Genomic DNA, 20,476 nt, shown 5'->3' with positions numbered 1-20,476 from the left:
CTTTGGGGCCGCTTGCGCGAGTGGCCGCACCCTCGGCCTCTTCTAACTGCTTTCTGATTTGAAAAAGAGCCTGTTATTGTTGCTGGCCGCCACGCTGGCGGGTTCTGCCGTTGGGCAGAAGAAATCTGCCACACTGGCCCGGCCTAAGCTAGTGGTGGGCGTAGTGGTAGACCAGATGCGCTATGATTACCTCTACCGCTACTGGAGCAAGTACGGCGGCGGCGGCTTCCGCCGGCTGCTGGGCGAGGGGTTCAGCTACGAAAACACCCACTACAACTACGTGCCTACCTATACCGGGCCGGGCCACGCCAGCATATACACCGGCACCACGCCTTCGTTTCACGGTATTGTGGGCAACAACTGGTTTGAGCGCGAAACCGGCCGTGGCACCTACGTGACAGAAGACAAAACTGTGCAGCCAGTGGGTGGTACGGTGGCGGCCGGGCAGCAGAGCCCACGCCATATGCTCACGAGCACTATCACCGACGAGCTGCGGCTGGCCACCAACTTCCAAAGCAAGGTAATCGGCGTCTGCATCAAAGACCGGGGCTCCATTCTGCCCGCCGGGCACGCTGCCAACGGCGCCTACTGGTACGACGGCAGCAACGGTGCTTTTATCACTAGCACCTTTTACCAGAACTCGCTGCCCGACTGGGTGACGAAGTTCAACGCCGAAAACCGCGCCGCCAAGTACCTCGATAAGCCCTGGGAAACGCTGCTGCCCATTGGGCAGTACACCGAAAGCTCGCCCGACGACGTGGCGTGGGAAGCAGCATTTAAGGGAGAAGCCCGGCCGGTTTTTCCGCACGACCTGCCTACGCTAAGCGCCACACTGCCCGCCCCGGTGCAGGGGGCGCTGGCGGCCACCGGTGAAAAGCCTGTGCCAGCTCGCAACCTCGACCTGATTCGGAGCACGCCGTTCGGCAACTCGCTCACGCTGGATTTCGCGCTGGAAGCCGTACGCGCCGAGCAGCTTGGCCAGCGCGGCCAGACCGATTTCCTCGCTCTCAGCTTCAGTAGCACCGACTACGTGGGGCACCAGTTCGGGGTAAACGCTATTGAAACCGAAGACACGTACCTACGCCTCGACCAGGACATCGCCCGGCTGCTCGACTACCTCGACCGGACCGTGGGCAAGGGCCAAGCCCTGGTATTTCTGTCTGCCGACCACGCCGCCGCGCATTCGCCGGGCTTCCTGGCCGACCACCACCTGCCCGGTGGCTCAGTGGGCCCGCGCCTGATGCAGGACTCCATTCAACAGCAGCTGGTGCGGCGGCACGGGGCCGGCAAATGGGTGCTGAGTTATGAAAACCAGCAGGTGTACCTCAACCGCCCGCTCATTGCCGAAAAGAAGCTGAGCTTGCGCACGGTGCAGGATGAGGTGGTGGACATTGCCAGCCAGCTGGCCGGCGTCAACCGTGCCATCACGGCCGACGACTTGCAGAAGTCGCACTGGGAAAGTGGCATGCTGATGTACCTGGAAAACGGTTTCTACCCCAAGCGCAGCGGCGACGTAATGGTGGTGCTGCAGCCCGGCTGGCTGGAATCGTATAGCTACCCCGTAAGCAAAGGCACCACCCACGGCTCGCTCAACAACTACGACACCCACGTACCGCTGGTGTTCTGGGGCTGGCGCGTGAAGCACGGCGAGTCCAGCCACCCCGCCAAAATCACCGATATTGCATCCACATTGGCCAGCTGGCTTCACATTCAGGAGCCCGACGGCAACACCGGCACGCCGCTGCAGGCTGTGCTGGGCTGGTAGTAACCGGTTTTGGTGGGTGGTAATGAGAAGTCAGAAGACAGTTGTTGGTGAAACGGCTGGCCATTTTACCTGATCAATCGTACACTACCCGCCCACAAAACCGGCAACCCGTAAACTGACAACGACAACTATTACTTGACAACTCCTAGAATGACTCATTTCAACCCATGGCACGACGTAGAGCGCGGCGACGACGCTCCGAAAGTGGTAAACGGCATCATCGAAATTCCCAAAGGTTCTAAAGGCAAATATGAGTTGGACAAAGCCAGCGGCCTGCTGAAGCTGGACCGGGTGCTGTTCTCGGCCGTGCATTATCCGGCAGCCTATGGCTTCATTCCGAAAACCTACTGCGACGACAACGACCCGCTCGATATTCTGGTGCTGTGCTCGGTGGACATCGTACCGATGTGCCTGGTTGAAGCCAAGGTTATCGGTGTGATGCAGATGATCGACGGCGACGAGGAAGACGACAAAATCATTGCAGTGGCAGCCCACGATATTTCTGTGAACCACTTCAACGACATTGCCGACCTGCCCCCACACACGCTCAACGAAATGCAGCGCTTCTTCGAGGACTATAAAGCCTTGGAGCACAAGCACGTAAGCGTAGAACGTTTCATGGGCCGCGAAGATGCCTACCGCATTATTGAAGAAAGCATCAAGCTGTACAACGAAACTTTCCCAAACGGCTCTGCCACCGAGCAGACTGCTAAGCCAACGGGGGTAGAGCTGTAAGCTCACCTCAGTTTATAAAAGCCCCTCCTCTTGCCTAATGCCGGAGGAGGGGCTTTTTGATTACATATACTTTCTGCGGCAGCCTTGCGTAAGGGGAATATGCGCACCGAACCACCCGTATCTCCTTTTTTTCGTTTCCTCTACGAAAACAGCTTGCTATTGGTCGGCACATTGATGATTGTCGGTACTCTGCTCGGGCAGGTCCTCACGGGCTGGCACCACTACAACGACGAACTCCAACAGTTGCAACTGGCGCCACTCACGCTCCGCCAATACCTGGGCTCGGGGCACTTTCTGGAGGCTACCTTCGAAAACTGGGAAAGCGAATTTCTGCAGATGGGGCTGTACGTACTCCTCACGATCTGGCTGCGCCAGAAAGGCTCATCGGAGTCCAAGAAACTCTATGAGTCCGAGAAGGTGGACCAGGAGCCGGACGCCAGCAAGCCGGATGCACCTGGCCCGGTGAAGCGTGGGGGCTGGCAGCTGGCCCTCTACAAACATTCTCTCTCTATTGCTTTTCTGATATTGTTTCTGGCTTCGATGTGGCTGCACGCTCAGGGTGGGGCTGAAGTATACAGCATTGAGCAGCAGCAGGAAGGCAAGCCAGGCATAACGACGCTGAAGTACATAAGCACTGTGCGTTTCTGGTTTGAGTCGTTTCAGAACTGGCAAAGTGAAATGCTGAGCATCGTATCTATTGTGGGGCTTTCCATCTTCCTGCGCCAACAAGGCTCTCCGGAGTCCAAGCCCGTTGATGCCAGCCACACCGAAACCGGCCACTAACCGGTCAGTGGCCTTACTTTTGACCCGCTCGCTTAGTTTGGCCGTAGCGTCTCTGGCTTCTGGTTGCTTTATGCGTTCCACCCCCAACAAATCTTCTGGCCGTGTGGCTGCGGCGGTACCGCTACAGGGGTCAGCGCTACGCCGAGCCACCGATGCGGTGCTCTATAGCAGTGTCTGGCTGTCGTTGGCGGCGCTGGGCCTTACCTGGTCTACTTTTCTGACTTGGCAGGCCGCCATGCCGATGCGGCTGGGACTGCTCATTTTTTCGGCCACGCTTTTCCTCTACAATATTGATAGTGTGCTGCCTTATAAGTTCCGGCAGCAGCAGCAGGTGTCGGGGCGCAAACGCTGGATGCTGGAGCACCGCCCGGCAATGCTGGGGTTAGCGCTGGCGGCGCTGGTGGTGGCAGGCGGGCTGTTTCTGCTGGATGGCTGGCAGCGGTGGCTGCTGTTTCTAAGCCACCTGACCGCTATTTCCCTGCTGTATTCGTTGCCGCTGCTTAAGTGGCGCGGCCGCTGGTGGGCCCTGCGCGACCTGCCGCTGCTGAAAGTGTTCTTGATTGCCTACGTGTGGGCGGCCGTGACGGTGTGGGTGCCTGCCCTGGCCCTGGGTTACGCCTGGGACACGTACACCGTTTTGCTGCTCTTCGGGCGCCGGTTTCTGTTTATTCTGGCACTGGCCTTCGTATTCGACATTCGCGACTACACCAAGGACCGCCTCATGGGCACGCGAACCTTCCCGGGCGTGTTTGGGCTACGGGCCACCAAAGGTGTGGCGCTGGTAGCGCTGGTACTGGCCAACCTGCTGCCGCCGCCTCAGGCATCGGCTCTGCAGGTGTTGGTGCTGACGCTGCCCTCCGCCGTAGGGGCCCTGCTCATCTGGGGCGCCCACGAAAACCGTCCCGATTACTACTTCGCGCTGTTCACGGATGGTGTAATGCTGCTCCAGTTTCTGGCTGCCTACGTGGTATGGAGCTAGCTCTGGCTCCAGGCTACCCTTCCAGTTCACGTAAAGCCGGCCCGATAAACCGGATCAGGTCACTGGCTATCAGGCCTGCTTCGCCAGATTCCTGCGCGGCTAGGTCGCCGGCGCGGCCGTGGGCATACACGCCCAGCAACGCCGCGTCAAGCGCGGAAAGGCGCTGGTCGGCGCGCAAAGCCAGCAACAGGCCGGTCAGCACGTCGCCGCTGCCGCCGGTAGCCATGCCGGGGTTGCCGGTGCTGTTGAAGTAGATGGGGCCGTCGGGAGTGCCGAGGGCAGTGTAGGCGCCTTTCAGCACGCAGTAGCAGCGGTGTGCGTGGCAGAAGGCGCGCAGCTGCTGCAGTCGATGGTAGTCGTCGCGGGCCGGCTCGCTCATCAGCCGCTCAAACTCTTTGGGATGCGGAGTGAGCAGCGTGTTGGCTGGCAGCTTGTGCAGCAGCTCCCGGTGGGAGGCCAGTAGGTTGAGGGCGTCGGCATCCAATACCAGCGGGCGGTGGGGGCCCGCCTGCCGCAGCAAAAGGCGCAGCACCTCCGCCGTGGATTCTTCCTGCCCCAGACCCGGCCCCATGCCCACGGCGGCGTACTGCTGCAGCTCGGGTAGTTCGGTGATGAAGTAGCTGGCCGGATCGGGGAGGGCCATGGCCTCGGGCACCGCGGTTTGCAGCACGGCGTAGCCCACACCCGGCGTCCGGACCGTGAGCAGGCCCACACCTGCGCGCAGACAGGCCTGTGCCGCCAGTAGCGCCGCGCCTAGCTTGCCATAGCTGCCCGCCACCAGCAGCGCGTGCCCAAACGTGCCCTTGTGCGAAAAACGTCCACGCTTTGGCAGCCGGCCAGCCAGCGCAGCAGCATCTACGAAGTAGTTATCCACCGGCTCGTTGTGAATAAATGCCTGGTCCAGTCCGATGGGTAGTATCTTCCAGTCGCCCACAAACTCCGCGTTGCGCGGCAGCAGAAACGCCAGCTTCGGCAGCTCGAAACTGAGCGTGTAGCGCGCACGAACTACGGCTGTTCCGGCAGGCTGGGGCGCATCGGCCAGCAGGCCCGAAGGTATATCCACGGCTACTACGGTTGCCTTCGTCTTATTCAGATGCTGCACTACTTCTGCCGGCAATCCTGCCAGCACCCGCGTAAGCCCGGTCCCGAATAGCGCATCCAGCACAACGGCGTCGGCGGGCAGTGGCAGCAGGCGTCGGGCACTCAGCTCCTGGCAGCGGATGGCTTCGGGTAGCAGCTGCCGGTTGTGTAGGTAATCGGGTGAATATTTCTCGGCCGGCAGCAGCCAAACCTGCGGCGTGTAGCCGGCCGCGTGCAGCTGCCGGGCCACGGCCAGCCCGTCGCCGCCGTTGTTGCCGGGTCCGCAAAACACGTGGATTTCGGTGCTGAACGCCGGCTGCAGGTGGTCGAGCAGCCAGGTAGTGCAGGCCGTGGCCGCCCGTTCCATCAGTTCCACGGAGTTGATGCCTTGCGCTTGCAAAGTAGCATGGTCGAGGGCGCGAGTTTGGGCGGCGGAGAGGATTTTCATACAGCGTATACTCTTACGAAGTTGGTCTGGGTGTGGCGGGCCTGCCAATGATGAAGGCGTGCTGGTTGCGCCATCAAAACTTCGGGCCCGCCTGCCGCGTTTGCACTCAAGTAGCGTTATTGCTTTACTATTTTCTCTGAAACACTCCTGATATGCAAACCTGGAATGATGTAATCCGGCTGGCCAACCACGGCAGCCCTACCCCGCCCCGGCGGGTGGAAAAAACCGACGCCGAGTGGCGTCAGCAGCTCACGGCCGAGCAATACCACGTTACGCGGGAGCACGGCACCGAGCGCGCCTTCACCGGCGAATACTGCGAAGCCCACGAGGCCGGCCTCTACGCCTGCGTATGCTGCGGCACCCCGCTCTATGATTCGCGCACTAAGTTCGAAAGTGGCACCGGCTGGCCCAGCTTCACGCAGCCTGTCGACGAAAGCGCCGTGCGCTACAAGAAGGACACCAGCTACGGCATGACCCGCGTGGAAGTGCTCTGCAACGTTTGTGATGCCCACCAGGGCCACGTTTTCCCTGACGGCCCGCCGCCCAGTGGCCTACGTCTGTGCATCAACTCAGCCAGCGTGAAGCTGGTGACGGAACAGCAGAAAGCCTAAGGCCTACGTGTTCTGGTACTTCCGGCCTCTGTTTCGTCTGGCGAAACAGAGGCCGTTTTTTATAGAAGTCAGGTAACGCCGGATAGCCGGAATTTCTGTCGATTTTTGTAGGCTTTTCGTACTAAACTTCTGCTGCCAGCTTTCCTCTACCCACCCCCAAATTCCACCCCAATCATGTCACTGCTCTTCACTGATTTCGCCTCCTGGCGCGCGCACTGCGCCGCCACCGGCGAGCCGCTCTACCAGCCCGTACTGGCCTACGAAATCGAGCAGAAAGGCCGTGCCGAAGAGGAAATCTGGAACGGCCTGCAGCGGGCCTACGACGTGATGCGCGACGCCGTGCAGACCGGCCTCACCCAAGATATGACCTCCCGCTCGGGCATGATCAACAACGGTGCAAAGAAGATTGCCGCCTCGCCCGTCACGGTACTGTCGCCGGAGTTCAAGCAGCTCGTCACGCGGGCCATGGGCGCCAAAGAGGTGAACTCCTGCATGGGCCGGGTGGTAGCGGCCCCTACCGCCGGGGCTTCCGGCATCCTGCCCGGCGTGCTCGTGACGCTGCAGGAATTGCATAAGCTCTCTGACCGCCAGATTCTGGAAGGCTTGCTGGTGGCGGCCGGCGTGGCGCTTATCATCGAGCAGAATGCCTCACTGGCCGGAGCCGTAGGAGGCTGCCAGGCCGAAACCGGCTCGGCGGCAGCTATGGGCAGCGGAGCCATCGTGTACTGCCTGGGCGGCACCGTCGACCAGACGTTTGCCGCTGTGGCCGTCACCATCCAATGCATGCTGGGGCTGGTCTGCGACCCGGTGGCGGGACTGGTAGAGGTGCCCTGCGTGGTGCGCAACGCCTCGGCCGCCGCTATTGCCTTCAGCTCTGCCCAGATTGCCATTGCCGGCATCGACCCGGTAATTCCGGTGGATCAGTGTGTAGCAGCGCTCGGCGAAGTAGGCCAGAGTATGGAAACCCGCTACAAAGAAACCGCCCTCGGCGGCCTTGCCAATACGCCCCGCGGCCGCGAAATCGAGAAGATGGTGCTGGTGCAAGATGTCCAGATTCTGCCCGATGAGGGCGAGTAAGGACGCGCAGAAGCTATACCGGCTTTACTTCCGGCGCCATCGTAATCTTGCCCAGAAACTCCAGGGCCGAGGTGTAGCGACTGCGCAGCTCCCGGTATTGCTTCCAGGCTTCGTCGCGGTTGGGGTGCATTGATAAGCCACTCTCAGCTAGTAAGGCGTAAGTCTCATTGTAGTCGGCACGGGTAGGATCTTCCATAGGATCGTTGTCGGGCAGGATATCGTGCGGAGCCGTGTGAATGTCCTCCTTGAAAAAGCGGAATATCCGGTTCACGGCCAGGCAGCCGGCCTTGAACGTCAGCTCGGCCTGCCGGTCGCGGGCGCCCTGCACGGCGCTGAACATGAAGGCGGCCGTATCCAGAATCAGAGCGGCCGTAGTTACCCAGGAGCGGCCGGGCTGCGGCGAGCGGAAAAACGACAGAATTGGGAGTGAGGTATGACTTTCTTCCAGCTCCACAAACCACTGCTCCCAGTCTTCCCACTGGGCAGTGTCGTCCTGCAAAGAGCCGCTCCGATTGAGCCATACCAGCAAGTTGCGCGTGGAAGGGGGCGTACCGGCGCGCAGCTCCAGTCGCGACACCACAATCTCGCGCCGCGAAAAAGCCTGATAAATAGTAGGCAGGTAGGAGATGAGCAGCGTCATGAGCAGCAGCCCCAGTGAGGCTTCCGCGAAGGTGAAAACCGTAATAATCGGGCCGCGGGTTTTGTGGGTGCCCAGCGTAAGCAGTGAGCTGCCGCTGAGTTGAAAGCACTCCAGCCAGTTGCCCTCGTCCATACCCCAGAACATGCACGTGAAGCCTGCCGCCACCACCGCCAGCCAGGCTACAGGCAGCGCCACCAACGCCACTGGCGCGTAGTGAGCCTGCACCCGGTCGCGCCCGCCGAAGGTCTTATGCAGGGAAGCCGCAAAATCAAACGCGGCCCGCAACGGCCGGAACACAAAGCTATTGAGCTTCACTACCTCGTTGCGCGGCAGCACAAACGAGCGAATAGCGGCCGACAGCGTAATGACAACCAGAAGAACACCAGCCGCAAAAGCCAGCGTGTGCAGCGCGTAATACAGCATAGAAAAGCAAAACCGCCACCCAAGCAGGCGGCGGCTGTTGTACTGCATTGAGTGTGGTAGGGTTGGCGGGTGCGCCTGGCTGCTCTACACAGAGCTTTTTCTTGTCTTCCACATCTTCCGGAACGACTGCGGGGCCACTTCCAGCGCATCGCGGCGCTTGCTCCAGCCTACTTGGCTGAGCAGGCGCAGCAGCACCCAGTTTTTGGCGCGGGCCGGCAGCAAGTCCAGCAGGCGGCGGTTTTTCATGGCCAGCAGCCATAGCCGGATGGCGGTGCGTTCTTCCTTGTCGGTGAGGTTTTCGCGCACGGCCTGCTGGCGGTTTTGCAGCAGCAGGTTGTGAATCGGGATTTTGACCGGGCACACCGAGGTGCAGGCGCCGCACAAGCTACTGGCGTAGCTCAGGTGCTTGTTGTCGGCCATGCCGGCTAGGTGTGGGCTGATAACCGAGCCGATGGGGCCGGAGTAGGTGGTTTCGTAGGTGTGGCCGCCGATGTTCTTGTACACCGGGCAAATGTTGAGGCAGGCCCCACACCGGATGCAGTGCAGCGCCTCGCGCTGGGCCGGCTGGGCCAGTAGGTTGGTGCGGCCGTTGTCGAGCAGCACCACAATCATTTCGTCGGGGCCGTCTTTTTCCAGCGGCTGGCGCGGGCCGGTGTAGATGGTATTGTACACCGTCACCTGCTGGCCGGTGCCGCTGGTGCTGAGCAAGGGCCAGAACAACGCCAGGTCTTCCAGCTTCGGAATTACCTTCTCGATGCCCACAATGGCGATGTGCGTGCGCGGGAAAGTGGCCGAGAGGCGGGCGTTGCCTTCGTTTTCCGTTACAGCCACGGCACCGGTATCTGCAATCAGGAAGTTGCCGCCCGTGATGCCTACTTCGGCTGAGGTATACTTGTTGCGCAGCAGGTGGCGGGCCGTGAGCACCAGTTTCTGGGCGTCGTCGGTGTACTCGATGCCGAGGTGCTTGACAAAGATATTGGCAATATCGAGCTTACTTAGGTGCATGGCTGGCGTCACGATGTGGTAGGGCCGCTCGCCGTTCAGCTGCACAATAAATTCGCCGAGGTCGGTTTCCACCGACTCGATGCCGTTCTGCTCCAGGAAATGGTTGAGGTGGATTTCCTCGGTTGTCATGCTCTTGGCCTTCACCACGGTGCGGGCGTGGCGCCGGCTCATAATCTTGCCGATTTCGCGTAGTGCTTCGTTGGCGTCCTGCGCCCAGATAACCTTGCCGCCGCGGGCCGTGAAGTTGCGCTCAAACTCCAGCAAGTACTCATCGAGGTGGTTGATGGCCTGCGCCTTTAAGTACGACGCCCGCTCGCGCGCCAGCTCATGGTCGGCGTAGAAGCCCAGGCCGGTGGTCACGGCCGCATTGTACTTGCCGATATTGAAGCGGATTTTGCGGCGGTGCTCCAGGTCGAAGGCCTTGTTCTCACTGTCGAGTTGGAACTGGCTGGATTTGGTAGGGGCGGGCGTGGTCGTCGTCGGGTTCATAGCAGCAGGTTGACCAGTAGATAACAAATATAAAGGCAGCAAGGCAGAAGTGAGAGCTGAGACGTCTGTTATGTATATAAGTAAAAAGTGAGAGGTAAGGTGCCTGTCATCCTGAGCAAAGCGAAGGACCTTGCCACGCCGGAACGGGCCGTTGTTACGACGGTCGTTCTAACCTGATAAGGTCCTTCGCTTTGTTCAGGATGACAGGCACCTTGCCTCTCACCTCTCACTTCCAGGATTACTTCTTGTTGGAATCCACCACAATCCGAGTGTCGCGGTTGGCTAGCTCCCACGCGGTGTGAAACACCAGCTGAGCCCGTTTTTCCACTTTCGGAAACTCAATTTTATCTACTTCGTCGCCTGGGCCGTGGTAGTCGTCGTGCACGCCGTTGAAGAAGAAAGCCACCGGAATCTTGTGCTTGGCGAAGTTATAGTGGTCGGAGCGGTAGTAGAAGCGGTTGGGATCCTCGGGGTCGTTGAAGCGGAAGTCCAGGTCCATCTTGGTGTACTGCGCGTTGGCGTTCAGCACAATTTCGTGCAGCTCCGACGAAAGCTTGTCGGAGCCGATAACGTACACGTAGTCGCCCTTGCCTTCGTGGTCTTTGTCGGTGCGGCCCACCATGTCGGTATTCACGTCGGCTACCGTCTGAGCTAGTGGGAACACCGGATGGTCGGTGTAGTATTCCGAGCCAAGCAAACCTTTTTCCTCGCCCGTGACGGCCAGGAACAGAATGCTGCGGCGCGGGCCGTGGCCCTCGGCTTTGGCCTTCGTGAAGGCCTGGGCCATTTCCAGCACCGTTACGGTGCCGGAGCCGTCGTCGTCGGCACCGTTGTGTACTTCGCCGTTGATGATGCCAATGTGGTCGTAGTGGGCCGACAGCACCAGCACTTCGTCTTTCTTGTCGGTGCCTTCGAGGTAGCCCAGCACGTTTTCGGTGGTGAAGTCCTCGCGCTTTTTGGGTGCCGTGATGGTGAACTTAGCCGGCTTGAACGGGCTGGCTACGGGCTTGCCGGCTTTGCCGGTAGCGTCCATGTATTTGGTTACGGCCGCGGCGTTGGAGCCCAGCAGCTGGTAGCCTAGCTTCGGCGACAAAAAGAAGGCTGCCCGCCGGCCTTCCGGCTTGGCATCCTTAAACGAAATACTGGGCCGGCGCAAGGACGGCATCAGGCGTGGTACCAGCTTGTCGAAGTTGTTGTTGGGGTCGAAGCTAACGAAGAACACGCTACGGGCGCCCTTCTCGGCGGCTTTGGCAGCCTTGGCGCGGTAGTCGTTGCCCCATTTGCTGGGGGCGCCGTCTTTGCCCAACACCGGCTTGCCATCAGGCCCATTGGGTTCCCCTAGCAAAATCAGCACGTCTTTGCCCTGCACGTCTTTGCCGGTGTAGTCGGAGTAGCCGTCCTGCTCGATGCCGTAGCCCAGAAACACCGGCTGCACGCTGGTGGCCTGCTGAAACGGCGAGTTACCCATGGCGTAGAAATCCGTCAGCCACTTATAGGTTTGGGTGCCCACTTTCAGGGTGGCAGTTTCGTCCCAGGTGCTGCGCTCCATTGTGAAGTGCTGCAAATAGGGGTTGTCGGAGCCCGCAACGGGGCCGGCCAGCCCGAGCTTTTTGAACTCGGCGCTGAGGTAATCAGCCGCCATTTTCTGGCCTTTCTCGCCGGTTTCGCGGCCTTCGTAGGCGTCGGAGGCCAGCACGGTCAGGTGCTGGCGCAAGTCGGCCTGCGTGATGGTGGCGGCGTAGGTGGCGGCCCACTCAGTAGGCTTGTCGGCAGCCGGCGCCGCCAGCACGGCTTCGGTGGCGGGAGTAGCTACGGCCGGCGCCTCGGTTTTGGCGTTGCGCTTTTTCTTGACTTTGATTTTCTCGGGGGCCTGCTGCGCCACGGCCGAAACGGTAGCGCCTACCAGAAGCAGCCCGGCCAGGAAAGAAGAGGATGTGGACATAAAAAGTCGGTTTAGACGACGGTAAGGACGGAAATTCTGCCAAAGGATGCACGGCCCCGCAGGGCGGCGCGCTACTTGGTAATTAGCACCGAGGCGTAGGCGGCCACACCTTCGCGGCGGCCCACAAAGCCCAGCTTCTCGGTGGTGGTAGCCTTGATGCTGATGTCGTCGGCATCAATACCCATCACCTCGGCCAGTACGCGCTGCATTTCGGCAATGTGCGGGTTGACTTTGGGCGCTTCCAGGCAGACGGTAGAGTCGATGTTGGAGATGCTGTAGCCACGCTCCGTTAGCAGGCGCACCACTTCCGTCAGCAGCCGCTTGCTGTCGATGCCTTTGTACTGCGGGTCGGTGTCGGGGAAGTGGAAGCCGATGTCACGCAGGTTGGCCGCGCCCAGCAGCGCGTCGCAGATGACGTGGATGAGCACGTCGGCATCGGAGTGGCCGAGGGCGCCGTGGGTGTGGGGCACCAGGATGCCGCCCAGCCAAAAGGGCAGGCCTTCCTGCAGTTGGTGCACGTCGTAGCCGAAGCCAGTGCGGATTTTCATAGAGTTCGGGGAAAGCAAACGAAAAAATAGAGTGGCAAGGTACGGCAACCCGGCAATTGGCCTTCGCCAAAAAAATAGCAGCCCATTAAAGTAAAGCCTCCTCTTGCACGTCGTGAGAGAAAAGCGAAGCAGGGACAGCAAAAAAGGATAGCAAAAAATTAATGGAAACTTTGGTTTCATAAAATGTTTCCGGTGTATCTTTGCGCCCAACCTTATGGAAATCAAAGACCGTATCCTGCAAGCTGCCGAAGCCCTTTTTATGCGCAACGGCATTCGTAGCGTTTCCATGGACGACATTGCCACGCACCTGGCTATGTCGAAAAAGACGCTCTATAAGTGGTTTGAAAACAAAGACCAGATTGTGCTGGGCGTCACGAAGCAGCACCTGGGCATGGAAGAAGCTGAGTGCTGCCGCATGTTTGCAGCCGCGCCGCACGCCCTCGACGAGCTATTCCAGATGATCAACTGGGCCAAGCGCCAGATTCAGGATGTGCACCCAGGTATCTTCTATGATCTGCGCAAGTACTACCCGGCCGCATGGGCACTGTGGGAGCAGCACAAAAACACATTCATTCTGGAAAAGATAGGCGCCAACCTACGCCGGGGTATGGCCGAGGGCCTCTACCGCGCCGACCTCAACGTGGACATTCTGAGCCGGCTGCATCTGGCTGAAATAGAGCTGGCCTTCAATGCCGACCTGTTTCCACCCAAGCAGTTCGATGCATCCACAGTGCATTTCACTTTTCTGGAGCACTTCTTACTGGGCGTAGCCACGCTCAAAGGCCATAAGCTCATCAACGAGTACCGTCATGTGACGGAAGAAGAATAAGCTTCATCACCGCTTCTTTACTATGAAAATCAACCTTCGTGCGTTGTTGCTGGCTGCCGGGCCGGGCCTGCTGGCCCCCGCTGGCGCCGCCCTGGCGCAGACTGCCCCAGCCGCTCAGCCGGCGCTGGCGACGCAGCCCACGGTGGGCAACATGCCGCTTTCGCTGCAGCAGGCCATTGCCTACGCCATCCAGAACAAGCCCACGCTGCTGGCTACCCGCCTGGGCGAGCAGACGGCCCGCGCCAAAGTGGGCGAAATCCGGTCGGCGGGCTTGCCGCAGGTGAACGTAGCGACCAACGTGGCCGACAACTTCAAGCTGCAGAAGGCACTGGTGGACTTTGGAGCGTTGGGTGGTGGTAACACGGCTACTACACTCACGGCGGCCGATGTGGCAGCCGCTCAGGCCGGACAAACCGTTGACCTGACCGTGGCAACACGGCCTTCGGAGCCGGTGCCGCCGCAAGCCTTTGCCTTCGGGCTGCGCTACGCCGGCAACACCAGCGCCTCGGTGTCGCAACTGCTGTTTGACGGCGCTTACCTCATTGGCCTGAAAGCAGCCAAAGTGTATGAGCAGCTGGCGCAGAAGCAAACCCAGCAGGCTGAAATTGACGTGGTGGAACAAGTGAGCAAGGCTTATTACAGCACGCTGGTGGCCCGCGAGCGGCTGCAGCTGCTCTCACGCAATGTGCAGCGCCTCGATACCATCCTGTATCAAACCAACGAAACCTTTAAGGCAGGTTTTGCCGAGAAGCTGGACGTGCAGCGCCTGCAGGTGCAGCGCAATAACCTGGTAGTGGAGCAGCAAAAAGCCAGCCGCCTCACCGAGCTAAGTGTGGCGCTGCTAAAGTTTCAGATGGGCTTGCCGCAGGAGCAAAGCGTACAGCTGACTGACTCCCTGAGCAATGCGCTGGTAGATGCCGGCGCGCTGCGCCAGCGCCTGGGTGTCGCCAATGCTACTACCGGTGGCGGCGTGAGCGGCCTGGGTGGCGTGCCCACGGTGGCAGCTCCTGCCGGTACCACCCCCGACCAGCGTCAGCAAGACCAGCAGACGGCGCTTAGTGGCGCCCGCACCGGCCAGCTTGCTGCAGCGTTCAACTACAACAACCGCATCGAGTTCAGCACGCTGGAAACCCAGCAGGCGCTGGCCGGGCTGGACTTGGCTAACCGCCGCGCCGGCGCCTATCCGCGCCTGCTCGCTACGGCCGCTTACGGTTTCTCGGGCTCCGCCAAAACGGCCGGCGACCTGTTTGCTTTCCGCGGCCCTGACTCGCGGGCCAGCAATGGCTTTCCCAACCAGAACTGGTTTGGGTTCGGCAACGTGGGCCTGAGTTTGCAGATTCCGGTGTTCGATGGCTTCCGCCGCAAGTACCAGGTGCAGCAGGCGCGTATTCAGCAGCAAACCATTGAGCGCGGCTTCGAAACGCTGCGCCAAAGCATTGATCTGCAGGATGCGCAAAGCCGCACCACCCTCGTCAACGCTCTTGATGTACTGGACAGCCAAAAAGCCAACCTGGAGCTGGCTGCTGATGTGGCCCGCGTGTCGCGCATCAAGTTTCAGGAAGGCGTGGGCTCCAACCTGGAAGTAGTGACGGCCGAAACCGAACTGCGCTCGGCCCAAACCAACTACTACGCTGCTCTCTATGATGTGCTGGTAGCCAAAGTCGACCGTGACAAGGCGACCGGTGAACTCTATAGCCAGGCCCAGAAATAGGCCCGCCGCTTTTCTCTTCCCTGATGACGACTAGCTCTTCCTTCTCCATGAAATACGTTACTTCCTCGGCTGTACTGGCCCTGGCCCTGCTGGCCGCCTGCGGCCAGAAAGATGCTGCCACTGAACTTGCCACGCTCAAACAGGAGCAGGCCGCCAACCAAGCCAAAATAGCCGAGCTGGAAGCCAAAACCGGCACGGCCGGCTCCGCCGCCGAAGCCGCCGTGCAAACCACGCCCGTTTCTGTTATCAAGGTGGCATCTGAGAACTTCAAAAGCTACCTGGAAGTGCAGGGACGCGTTGATTTCGACCAGAACGCCACCGTGGCCGCCCGGGCCGCTGGCACGCTCACCAGTGTGCGGGTGCAGCGCGGCGACCGGGTAAGCAAGGGCCAGACTCTGGCCACTGTGGATGCCAGCATCCTTGATGCCAGCATTGCTGAGCTACGCACCCGCATGGACTTGGCGCGTGTGGTATACGAAAAGCAAAGCCGCCTCTGGAAGCAGGAAATTGGCACTGAAATCCAGTATCTGCAAGCTAAAAACAACTACCAGGCGCTGCAGCGCAACCTGGCCACCATCAATCAGCAGCGCGCCCTCTACACCGTGGTGGCGCCGTTTGCGGGCACCGTGGACGATGTACTGCCCAAGCTAGGCGAAACCGTAGCGCCCGGCGCGCCCGTGGTGAAGCTGCTGAGCGGCGGCGGCACCGGCAAAATTGTGGTAGATGTGTCGGAAGCTTACGCCAACCGCGTGAAAGTCGGCGACAAAGCCCTGGTGACCATTCCAGACCTGGGCAGCGAAGAAATGACGGCCACCGTGCGCGTCGTGACCAGCACCATCAACCCCACCAGCCGCACCTTCACGACCGAGCTGCGCCTCAACAGCCCCGGCAAAGCCGGCCAGCTGCGCCCCAACATGGTGGCCAACGTGCGCATCCAGAACTACGACCGCCAAAATGCCACTGTGCTGCCCGTAGACCTGGTGCAGAAAGATGAGCAAAACAGCTTCGTGCTAGTGGTAGATGAAAAGGGCGGCAAAAAAGTAGCAGCCAAGCGCATCATCCAGATTGGCAATACCTATAACGGCAAAGTGGAAGTAACCAGTGGCCTGCAAACCGGCGACCAGGTGATTTCGGCTGGCTATCAGAATCTGAACGAAGGACAGGCGGTAACGCTGTAGCAGAGCAACCGCCAGCCCCGACGCCGACGGTTTCGTCCACCTCGCAAAGCCCTCATCATGCAGGATCCAGAAAAAGAATTTGGCCCCACCAGTTGGTCTATCGACAATAAAACCAGCATCTACATCATCACGCTTATTCTGTGCGTGGCGGGTATCTTCTCCTATATCAAGCTGGGTAAGGAGAAATTCCCCGATATCGTAATTCCGCGGATTATCGTGGCAACTATTTACCCCGGCACGTCGCCCACCGACATCGAAAACCTGGTGACGCGGCAGCTGGAGAAGGAAATCAAGAGCGTAAACGGAGTGAAGAAGATTTCTTCGACCTCCAACCAAGACTACTGCATCGTGGACGTGGAGTTTACCTCCGGTGTAGACGTGCAGTACGCCAAGCAGCTCATCAAGGACGCCGTAGACAAGGCGCAGAACGAGCTGCCCAACGACCTGCCCTCGCCGCCTACCGTGCAGGAAGTGAACCTGTCGGAGCTGCCCATCATGAACATCAACCTGGCCGGCAACCTGCCCGTGAGCCAGTTGAAAAAGTACGCCGACGACTTCCAGGACAAGATTGAGGCGCTGCCCGAAATCACCCGTGTAGACATCATCGGCGCCCTAGACCAGCAGGTGAACGTGGACGTGGACCTGAACCGGCTGCGGGCTTCCCGTTTGAGCTTCTCCGATATTTCGGCCGCCATCGGCCGCGAGAATATCACCATTTCGGGCGGTTCCATTGATGTGGGCAGCCAGAAGCGGGCCGTGCGCGTGGCCGGCCAGTACGTGCGCGCCGCCGACATTGCCAACATTCAGGTGAAAAACCTGAACGGTGCGGCCGTACGCCTCGGCGACATTGCCACTGTCACAGATGCGTTTAAGGACCGGGAGTCTTTCGCCCGCCTTGACGGCAAAACCGCCGTGACCCTGAACGTTATCAAGCGCCAGGGCGAAAACCTGATTGACGCTTCCGACAAAATCAAAGAAGTAATTGCTGAGTCGAAGAAGACGCTGCCCACCGAGCTGACCATCACCGTGACGGGCGACACGTCCAACGACACCCGCGTCACGCTCCATGACCTGATCAACACCATCATCATCGGCTTCATTCTCGTGACGCTGATCCTGATGTTCTTCATGGGCACCACCAACGCGCTGTTTGTGGGCCTCTCGGTGCCGATTTCCATGTTCCTGGCGTTTTTGCTGCTGCCCGGCTTCGGCTTCGCCCTGAACATGATTGTGCTCTTCGCCTTCCTGCTGGCCTTGGGTATCGTGGTTGATGACGCCATTGTGGTAATCGAAAATACCCACCGCCTGCTGCATGAGCACCCCAATCTGACTACTGCTCAGGCTGCTAAATACGCGGCCGGCGAGGTATTCATTCCGGTGTTGGCCGGCACGCTCACCACGGTTGCGCCGTTTGTGCCGCTCATGTTCTGGCCCGGTATCGTGGGCTCGTTCATGTTTTACTTGCCCGTCACGCTGATTCTCACACTGATGTCGTCGCTGATTGTGGCCTTCATTATGAACCCGGTGTTTGCCGTGTCGTTCATGGAGCGCGAAGACCACCACACCGGCGAAAAGCCGAAGTGGGACCGTAGCTTCCTGATTGCGCTGGGCGTGCTGGTGCTGATTGCGGGTGTCGGCTACGTAGCGGGCTCCACTTTCGTCGGCAACCTGATGCTGACGATTACGGTGCTCGTGATTTTGAACCGTTTCGTGTTCGTGCACATGATTGCCGGCTTCCAAACCAAAGTGCTGCCCCGCTTCCAGAACGGCTATGCCAATCTGGTGAACTGGGCTATCAGCCACCCGGTGCTGGTGATGGTGAGTATGGTGGTGCTGTTTTTTGTGTCGATTTTCGCCATTGCGGCTCGTCAGCCCAAAGTGGATTTCTTCCCGAAAGGCGACCCCAAGTTTGTGTACACCTACCTCAAGATGCCGGTGGGTACTCGCGTCACCGTCACCGACTCCATTGCCCGGGTACTGGAAAACCGCATTTACACTGTTATCGGCAAGGATAACCCCGACGTGGAATCGGTGATTACCAACGTGGCCATTGGCGCCTCCGACCCCGGCGAAGCTTCGGCGGCTGGTACGTCGCAGTCCAACCTGGCCAAAGTGGCCGTGGCGTTCAAGGAAATGAGCGAGCGGACCGGCCCGGCCACGTCCACGTACATGGACAAGATCCGGGAAGTGGTGAAAGGTATTCCCGGCGCCGAGGTTGCCGTAGATCAGGAGTCGAGCGGGCCGCCGACCGGTAAGCCGATTGCCATCGAAGTAGCCGGCGACGACTACGCCACCCTGGCCCGGCTGTCCAAGAAAGTAACCCGCTACGTCGACTCGCTCGGCATCGGCGGCATCGAGCAGCTGCGCTCCAACCTGGAAGACCGTAACCCCGAAATTGCCGTCAATATCGACCGGACCCGCGCCAACCGGGAAGGCATCAGCACCGCCCAGATTGGAGTGGAAGTGCGCACGGCCATCTACGGCACTGAGGCCAGCAAATTCAAAACCCCCGACGACGAGTACCCGATTCAGGTGCGCTACGCCGAGCCTTACCGCTCCGACATCGACGCCATTCTGAACTCGCCGTTGACTTTCCGCGACGCCACCGGTGCTATCCGGCAGGTGCCCATCTCATCAGTCGCCGACGTGAACTACGGTACCACCTACGGCGGCATCAAGCGCAAAGACGTGAAGCGCGTGATTACCATTAGCTCCAACGTCCTCAACGGTTTCACCGGCCCCGACGTGGTGCGCCAGATCGAAACGGCCCTGAAATCGTACCCAACGCCGGCAGGCTATACCATCAAGATGGGCGGCGCGCAGGAAGATCAAAAGGAGACTTCCGACTTCCTCGGCGTGGCCGCCATCGGCGCCATCGGTCTGATTTTCCTGATTCTGGTGATGCAGTTCAACTCGGTGAGCAAGCCGGTCATCATCCTCACCGAAATCATCTTCTCGGTGATTGGGGTGCTGCTGGGGCTGGCCATCACGGGCATGAACATCAGCATCGTAATGACGGGCGTGGGCATCATTGCCCTGGCCGGTATTGTGGTGAAAAACGGTATTCTGCTGGTGGAATTCACCGATATTCTGCGGGCCCAGGGCATGCCGCTGCGCGAAGCCATTGTGCTGGCCGGCCGCACCCGCCTCAACCCGGTAATCCTGACGGCTACGGCCGCCACGCTGGGCTTGATTCCGCTGGCCATTGGCCTGAACATCGACTTCTACGAGCTGTTCAACTCCGGCCACGCCAACTTCTTCATCGGCGGCGAATCGGTGACGTTCTGGGGCCCACTGGCCTGGACTATCATCTTCGGGCTGGTGTTTGCCACCGGCATTACGCTGCTGGTAGTACCGGTGATGTACCTGCTCACCGAAAGCCTGAAGTTGCGCGTGCAGAAGCAGCCGGAGCCCATCGTCAGCCACGACGAGGTGCGGGCTGCTACGCCACCCATTTTTGTAGAAGAAGAGGTGTAAAGACACTTCCGGGGCCGGCGGCAATACTGTGGCCGGCTCCAGATTGTCATGGTCGATAGTTTTTTGCCGAGGCTTGCAACCATCCGCCGGGCTCCAATACTCCTTCGCCCGAACGGGCGCCCGCAGGAATGGCTGGCTGGCCAGTCGCAATTTTTTTCAGTACCCCACGTTTCCGTCGTTCCTATGATTACCTCAACGACCTCCGCCGCCAAGTCCATTCAGCAGCAAGTGCTGCGCATCATCAGCAAGCGCAAGGCCATTAAAGCCCGGCGCCTGCGTATCGGAAGCAACCTCAGCCGCGAACTGGGGTTTGACACCGTGGACGTAGTCGATATTATTCTGGAGCTAGAGCGCAGCTTTCACATCACCATTCCTGATGAAGTTCCGCTGGCTACAATCGGCGACTTTGTGAGCTACGTTGCCTCACACGCCAAAGCTGCCTCGCACGCCAGAGCGGCTTAGCAGTAACAGCATTATGTGTGCGCTAGTCCTGGCTCATAACTGTGGGCTGTGATGCTGTCAGCCATAGAAAAAGCCCGGCCTCCATGAATGGAGGCCGGGCTTTTTCTATGGCTGACAGACGTGTGTAGTTATCGTACGTTGCCGCCAGCGTCGCCACCAGCTGGCCGTGCTTCTGTTGATTCGCCTGGTTCGCGGCTGCCACCTTCAGTGGTGCCGGAGTGCGAAGTAGTGGCATTGGTGTGCGAAGTGGCGGTAGCAGGGCTGCCATCCGGAGTAGCAGGGGTTTTGGTGAGG

General features: G+C 59.8%; 16 protein-coding genes. 11 read left to right on the top strand and 5 right to left on the bottom strand.

Annotated features, from left to right (window positions below; translation table 11 throughout):
* Positions 1–58: 58 nt before the first annotated feature.
* The 4 genes from pafA to H8B14_RS16645 all read left to right on the top strand — a co-directional run bounded on the left by pafA (position 59) and on the right by H8B14_RS16645 (position 4,262).
* Positions 59–1,765, top strand: a complete 1,707-nt coding sequence (gene pafA, locus H8B14_RS16660) for an alkaline phosphatase PafA (protein ID WP_187316786.1) — start codon at positions 59–61, stop codon at positions 1,763–1,765.
* Positions 1,766–1,915: 150 nt separating this feature from the next.
* The gene (locus H8B14_RS16655) at positions 1,916–2,500 is read left to right on the top strand and encodes an inorganic diphosphatase (protein ID WP_187316785.1); all 585 of its coding nucleotides are present in this window, start codon (positions 1,916–1,918) and stop codon (positions 2,498–2,500) included.
* 99 nt (positions 2,501–2,599) lie between these two features.
* Positions 2,600–3,283 (top strand): DUF6766 family protein, encoded by a 684-nt coding sequence (locus H8B14_RS16650; RefSeq protein WP_187316784.1) that lies wholly within the window; start codon positions 2,600–2,602, stop codon positions 3,281–3,283.
* Between the two features lie 70 nt (positions 3,284–3,353).
* The gene (locus H8B14_RS16645; protein ID WP_187316783.1) at positions 3,354–4,262 is read left to right on the top strand and encodes a UbiA prenyltransferase family protein; all 909 of its coding nucleotides are present in this window, start codon (positions 3,354–3,356) and stop codon (positions 4,260–4,262) included.
* Between the two features lie 13 nt (positions 4,263–4,275).
* Here H8B14_RS16645 and H8B14_RS16640 read toward each other — a convergent pair whose 3' ends face one another.
* On the bottom strand, positions 4,276–5,790 hold the full coding sequence (locus H8B14_RS16640; protein ID WP_187316782.1) for an NAD(P)H-hydrate dehydratase: 1,515 nt from the start codon (positions 5,788–5,790) through the stop codon (positions 4,276–4,278).
* Between the two features lie 152 nt (positions 5,791–5,942).
* On the opposite strand from H8B14_RS16640, the gene msrB reads away from it, so the two are divergent.
* Together msrB and sdaAA are read left to right on the top strand one after the other, a co-directional pair.
* Entirely contained in the window at positions 5,943–6,401 is a 459-nt protein-coding gene (msrB, locus tag H8B14_RS16635; RefSeq protein ID WP_187316781.1) for a peptide-methionine (R)-S-oxide reductase MsrB, read from the top strand.
* Between the two features lie 174 nt (positions 6,402–6,575).
* Positions 6,576–7,478 carry an L-serine ammonia-lyase, iron-sulfur-dependent, subunit alpha gene (sdaAA, locus tag H8B14_RS16630; RefSeq protein ID WP_187316780.1) on the top strand — a complete coding sequence of 301 codons (903 nt, stop codon included), beginning with the start codon at positions 6,576–6,578 and terminating at the stop codon, positions 7,476–7,478.
* 13 nt (positions 7,479–7,491) lie between these two features.
* On the opposite strand, the gene H8B14_RS16625 is transcribed toward sdaAA, so the two are convergent.
* The 4 genes from H8B14_RS16625 to ispF all read right to left on the bottom strand — a co-directional run bounded on the left by H8B14_RS16625 (position 7,492) and on the right by ispF (position 12,525).
* Positions 7,492–8,541 carry a hypothetical protein gene (locus tag H8B14_RS16625; RefSeq protein WP_187316779.1) on the bottom strand — a complete coding sequence of 350 codons (1,050 nt, stop codon included), beginning with the start codon at positions 8,539–8,541 and terminating at the stop codon, positions 7,492–7,494.
* Between the two features lie 84 nt (positions 8,542–8,625).
* Positions 8,626–10,035: a LutB/LldF family L-lactate oxidation iron-sulfur protein gene (locus tag H8B14_RS16620; RefSeq protein ID WP_187316778.1), complete on the bottom strand. Its 1,410-nt coding sequence runs from the start codon at positions 10,033–10,035 to the stop codon at positions 8,626–8,628.
* A gap of 238 nt (positions 10,036–10,273) precedes the next feature.
* Positions 10,274–11,977 carry a M28 family peptidase gene (locus tag H8B14_RS16615; protein ID WP_187316777.1) on the bottom strand — a complete coding sequence of 568 codons (1,704 nt, stop codon included), beginning with the start codon at positions 11,975–11,977 and terminating at the stop codon, positions 10,274–10,276.
* A 71-nt stretch (positions 11,978–12,048) separates the two neighbouring features.
* Positions 12,049–12,525: a 2-C-methyl-D-erythritol 2,4-cyclodiphosphate synthase gene (gene ispF / locus H8B14_RS16610; protein WP_187316776.1), complete on the bottom strand. Its 477-nt coding sequence runs from the start codon at positions 12,523–12,525 to the stop codon at positions 12,049–12,051.
* Positions 12,526–12,739: 214 nt separating this feature from the next.
* Between ispF and H8B14_RS16605 the strand changes: the two genes are divergently transcribed.
* The 5 genes from H8B14_RS16605 to H8B14_RS16585 all read left to right on the top strand — a co-directional run bounded on the left by H8B14_RS16605 (position 12,740) and on the right by H8B14_RS16585 (position 20,182).
* Positions 12,740–13,354 (top strand): TetR/AcrR family transcriptional regulator, encoded by a 615-nt coding sequence (locus H8B14_RS16605; protein ID WP_187316775.1) that lies wholly within the window; start codon positions 12,740–12,742, stop codon positions 13,352–13,354.
* A 22-nt stretch (positions 13,355–13,376) separates the two neighbouring features.
* Entirely contained in the window at positions 13,377–15,065 is a 1,689-nt protein-coding gene (locus tag H8B14_RS16600; RefSeq protein WP_187316774.1) for a TolC family protein, read from the top strand.
* Between the two features lie 47 nt (positions 15,066–15,112).
* Positions 15,113–16,243: an efflux RND transporter periplasmic adaptor subunit gene (locus tag H8B14_RS16595; RefSeq protein WP_187316773.1), complete on the top strand. Its 1,131-nt coding sequence runs from the start codon at positions 15,113–15,115 to the stop codon at positions 16,241–16,243.
* Positions 16,244–16,300: 57 nt separating this feature from the next.
* Positions 16,301–19,720, top strand: coding sequence for an efflux RND transporter permease subunit (locus H8B14_RS16590; protein ID WP_187316772.1), 3,420 nt, complete (start codon positions 16,301–16,303; stop codon positions 19,718–19,720).
* Positions 19,721–19,903: 183 nt separating this feature from the next.
* A complete protein-coding gene (locus tag H8B14_RS16585) occupies positions 19,904–20,182 on the top strand; it encodes an acyl carrier protein (RefSeq protein WP_187316771.1) in 279 nt (92 codons plus the stop codon).
* The last annotated feature ends 294 nt before the right edge of the window (positions 20,183–20,476 follow it).

Origin of the sequence: Hymenobacter puniceus (assembly GCF_014333525.1) — a bacterium.
Taxonomy (GTDB): Bacteria; Bacteroidota; Bacteroidia; order Cytophagales; family Hymenobacteraceae; genus Hymenobacter.
This window is presented reverse-complemented; position numbering and strand designations above follow the sequence as displayed.

Coding starts and splice junctions, on each gene's coding strand:
- H8B14_RS16625 (WP_187316779.1), bottom strand. CDS start 8,541: ATGCTGTATTACGCGCTGCACACGCTGGCTTTTGCGGCTGGTGTTCTT.
- H8B14_RS16585 (WP_187316771.1), top strand. CDS start 19,904: ATGATTACCTCAACGACCTCCGCCGCCAAGTCCATTCAGCAGCAAGTG.
- H8B14_RS16595 (WP_187316773.1), top strand. CDS start 15,113: ATGAAATACGTTACTTCCTCGGCTGTACTGGCCCTGGCCCTGCTGGCC.
- H8B14_RS16650 (WP_187316784.1), top strand. CDS start 2,600: ATGCGCACCGAACCACCCGTATCTCCTTTTTTTCGTTTCCTCTACGAA.
- H8B14_RS16645 (WP_187316783.1), top strand. CDS start 3,354: ATGCGTTCCACCCCCAACAAATCTTCTGGCCGTGTGGCTGCGGCGGTA.
- H8B14_RS16640 (WP_187316782.1), bottom strand. CDS start 5,790: ATGAAAATCCTCTCCGCCGCCCAAACTCGCGCCCTCGACCATGCTACT.
- H8B14_RS16605 (WP_187316775.1), top strand. CDS start 12,740: ATGGAAATCAAAGACCGTATCCTGCAAGCTGCCGAAGCCCTTTTTATG.
- msrB (WP_187316781.1), top strand. CDS start 5,943: ATGCAAACCTGGAATGATGTAATCCGGCTGGCCAACCACGGCAGCCCT.
- ispF (WP_187316776.1), bottom strand. CDS start 12,525: ATGAAAATCCGCACTGGCTTCGGCTACGACGTGCACCAACTGCAGGAA.
- H8B14_RS16620 (WP_187316778.1), bottom strand. CDS start 10,035: ATGAACCCGACGACGACCACGCCCGCCCCTACCAAATCCAGCCAGTTC.
- H8B14_RS16590 (WP_187316772.1), top strand. CDS start 16,301: ATGCAGGATCCAGAAAAAGAATTTGGCCCCACCAGTTGGTCTATCGAC.
- H8B14_RS16615 (WP_187316777.1), bottom strand. CDS start 11,977: ATGTCCACATCCTCTTCTTTCCTGGCCGGGCTGCTTCTGGTAGGCGCT.
- H8B14_RS16600 (WP_187316774.1), top strand. CDS start 13,377: ATGAAAATCAACCTTCGTGCGTTGTTGCTGGCTGCCGGGCCGGGCCTG.
- sdaAA (WP_187316780.1), top strand. CDS start 6,576: ATGTCACTGCTCTTCACTGATTTCGCCTCCTGGCGCGCGCACTGCGCC.
- H8B14_RS16655 (WP_187316785.1), top strand. CDS start 1,916: ATGACTCATTTCAACCCATGGCACGACGTAGAGCGCGGCGACGACGCT.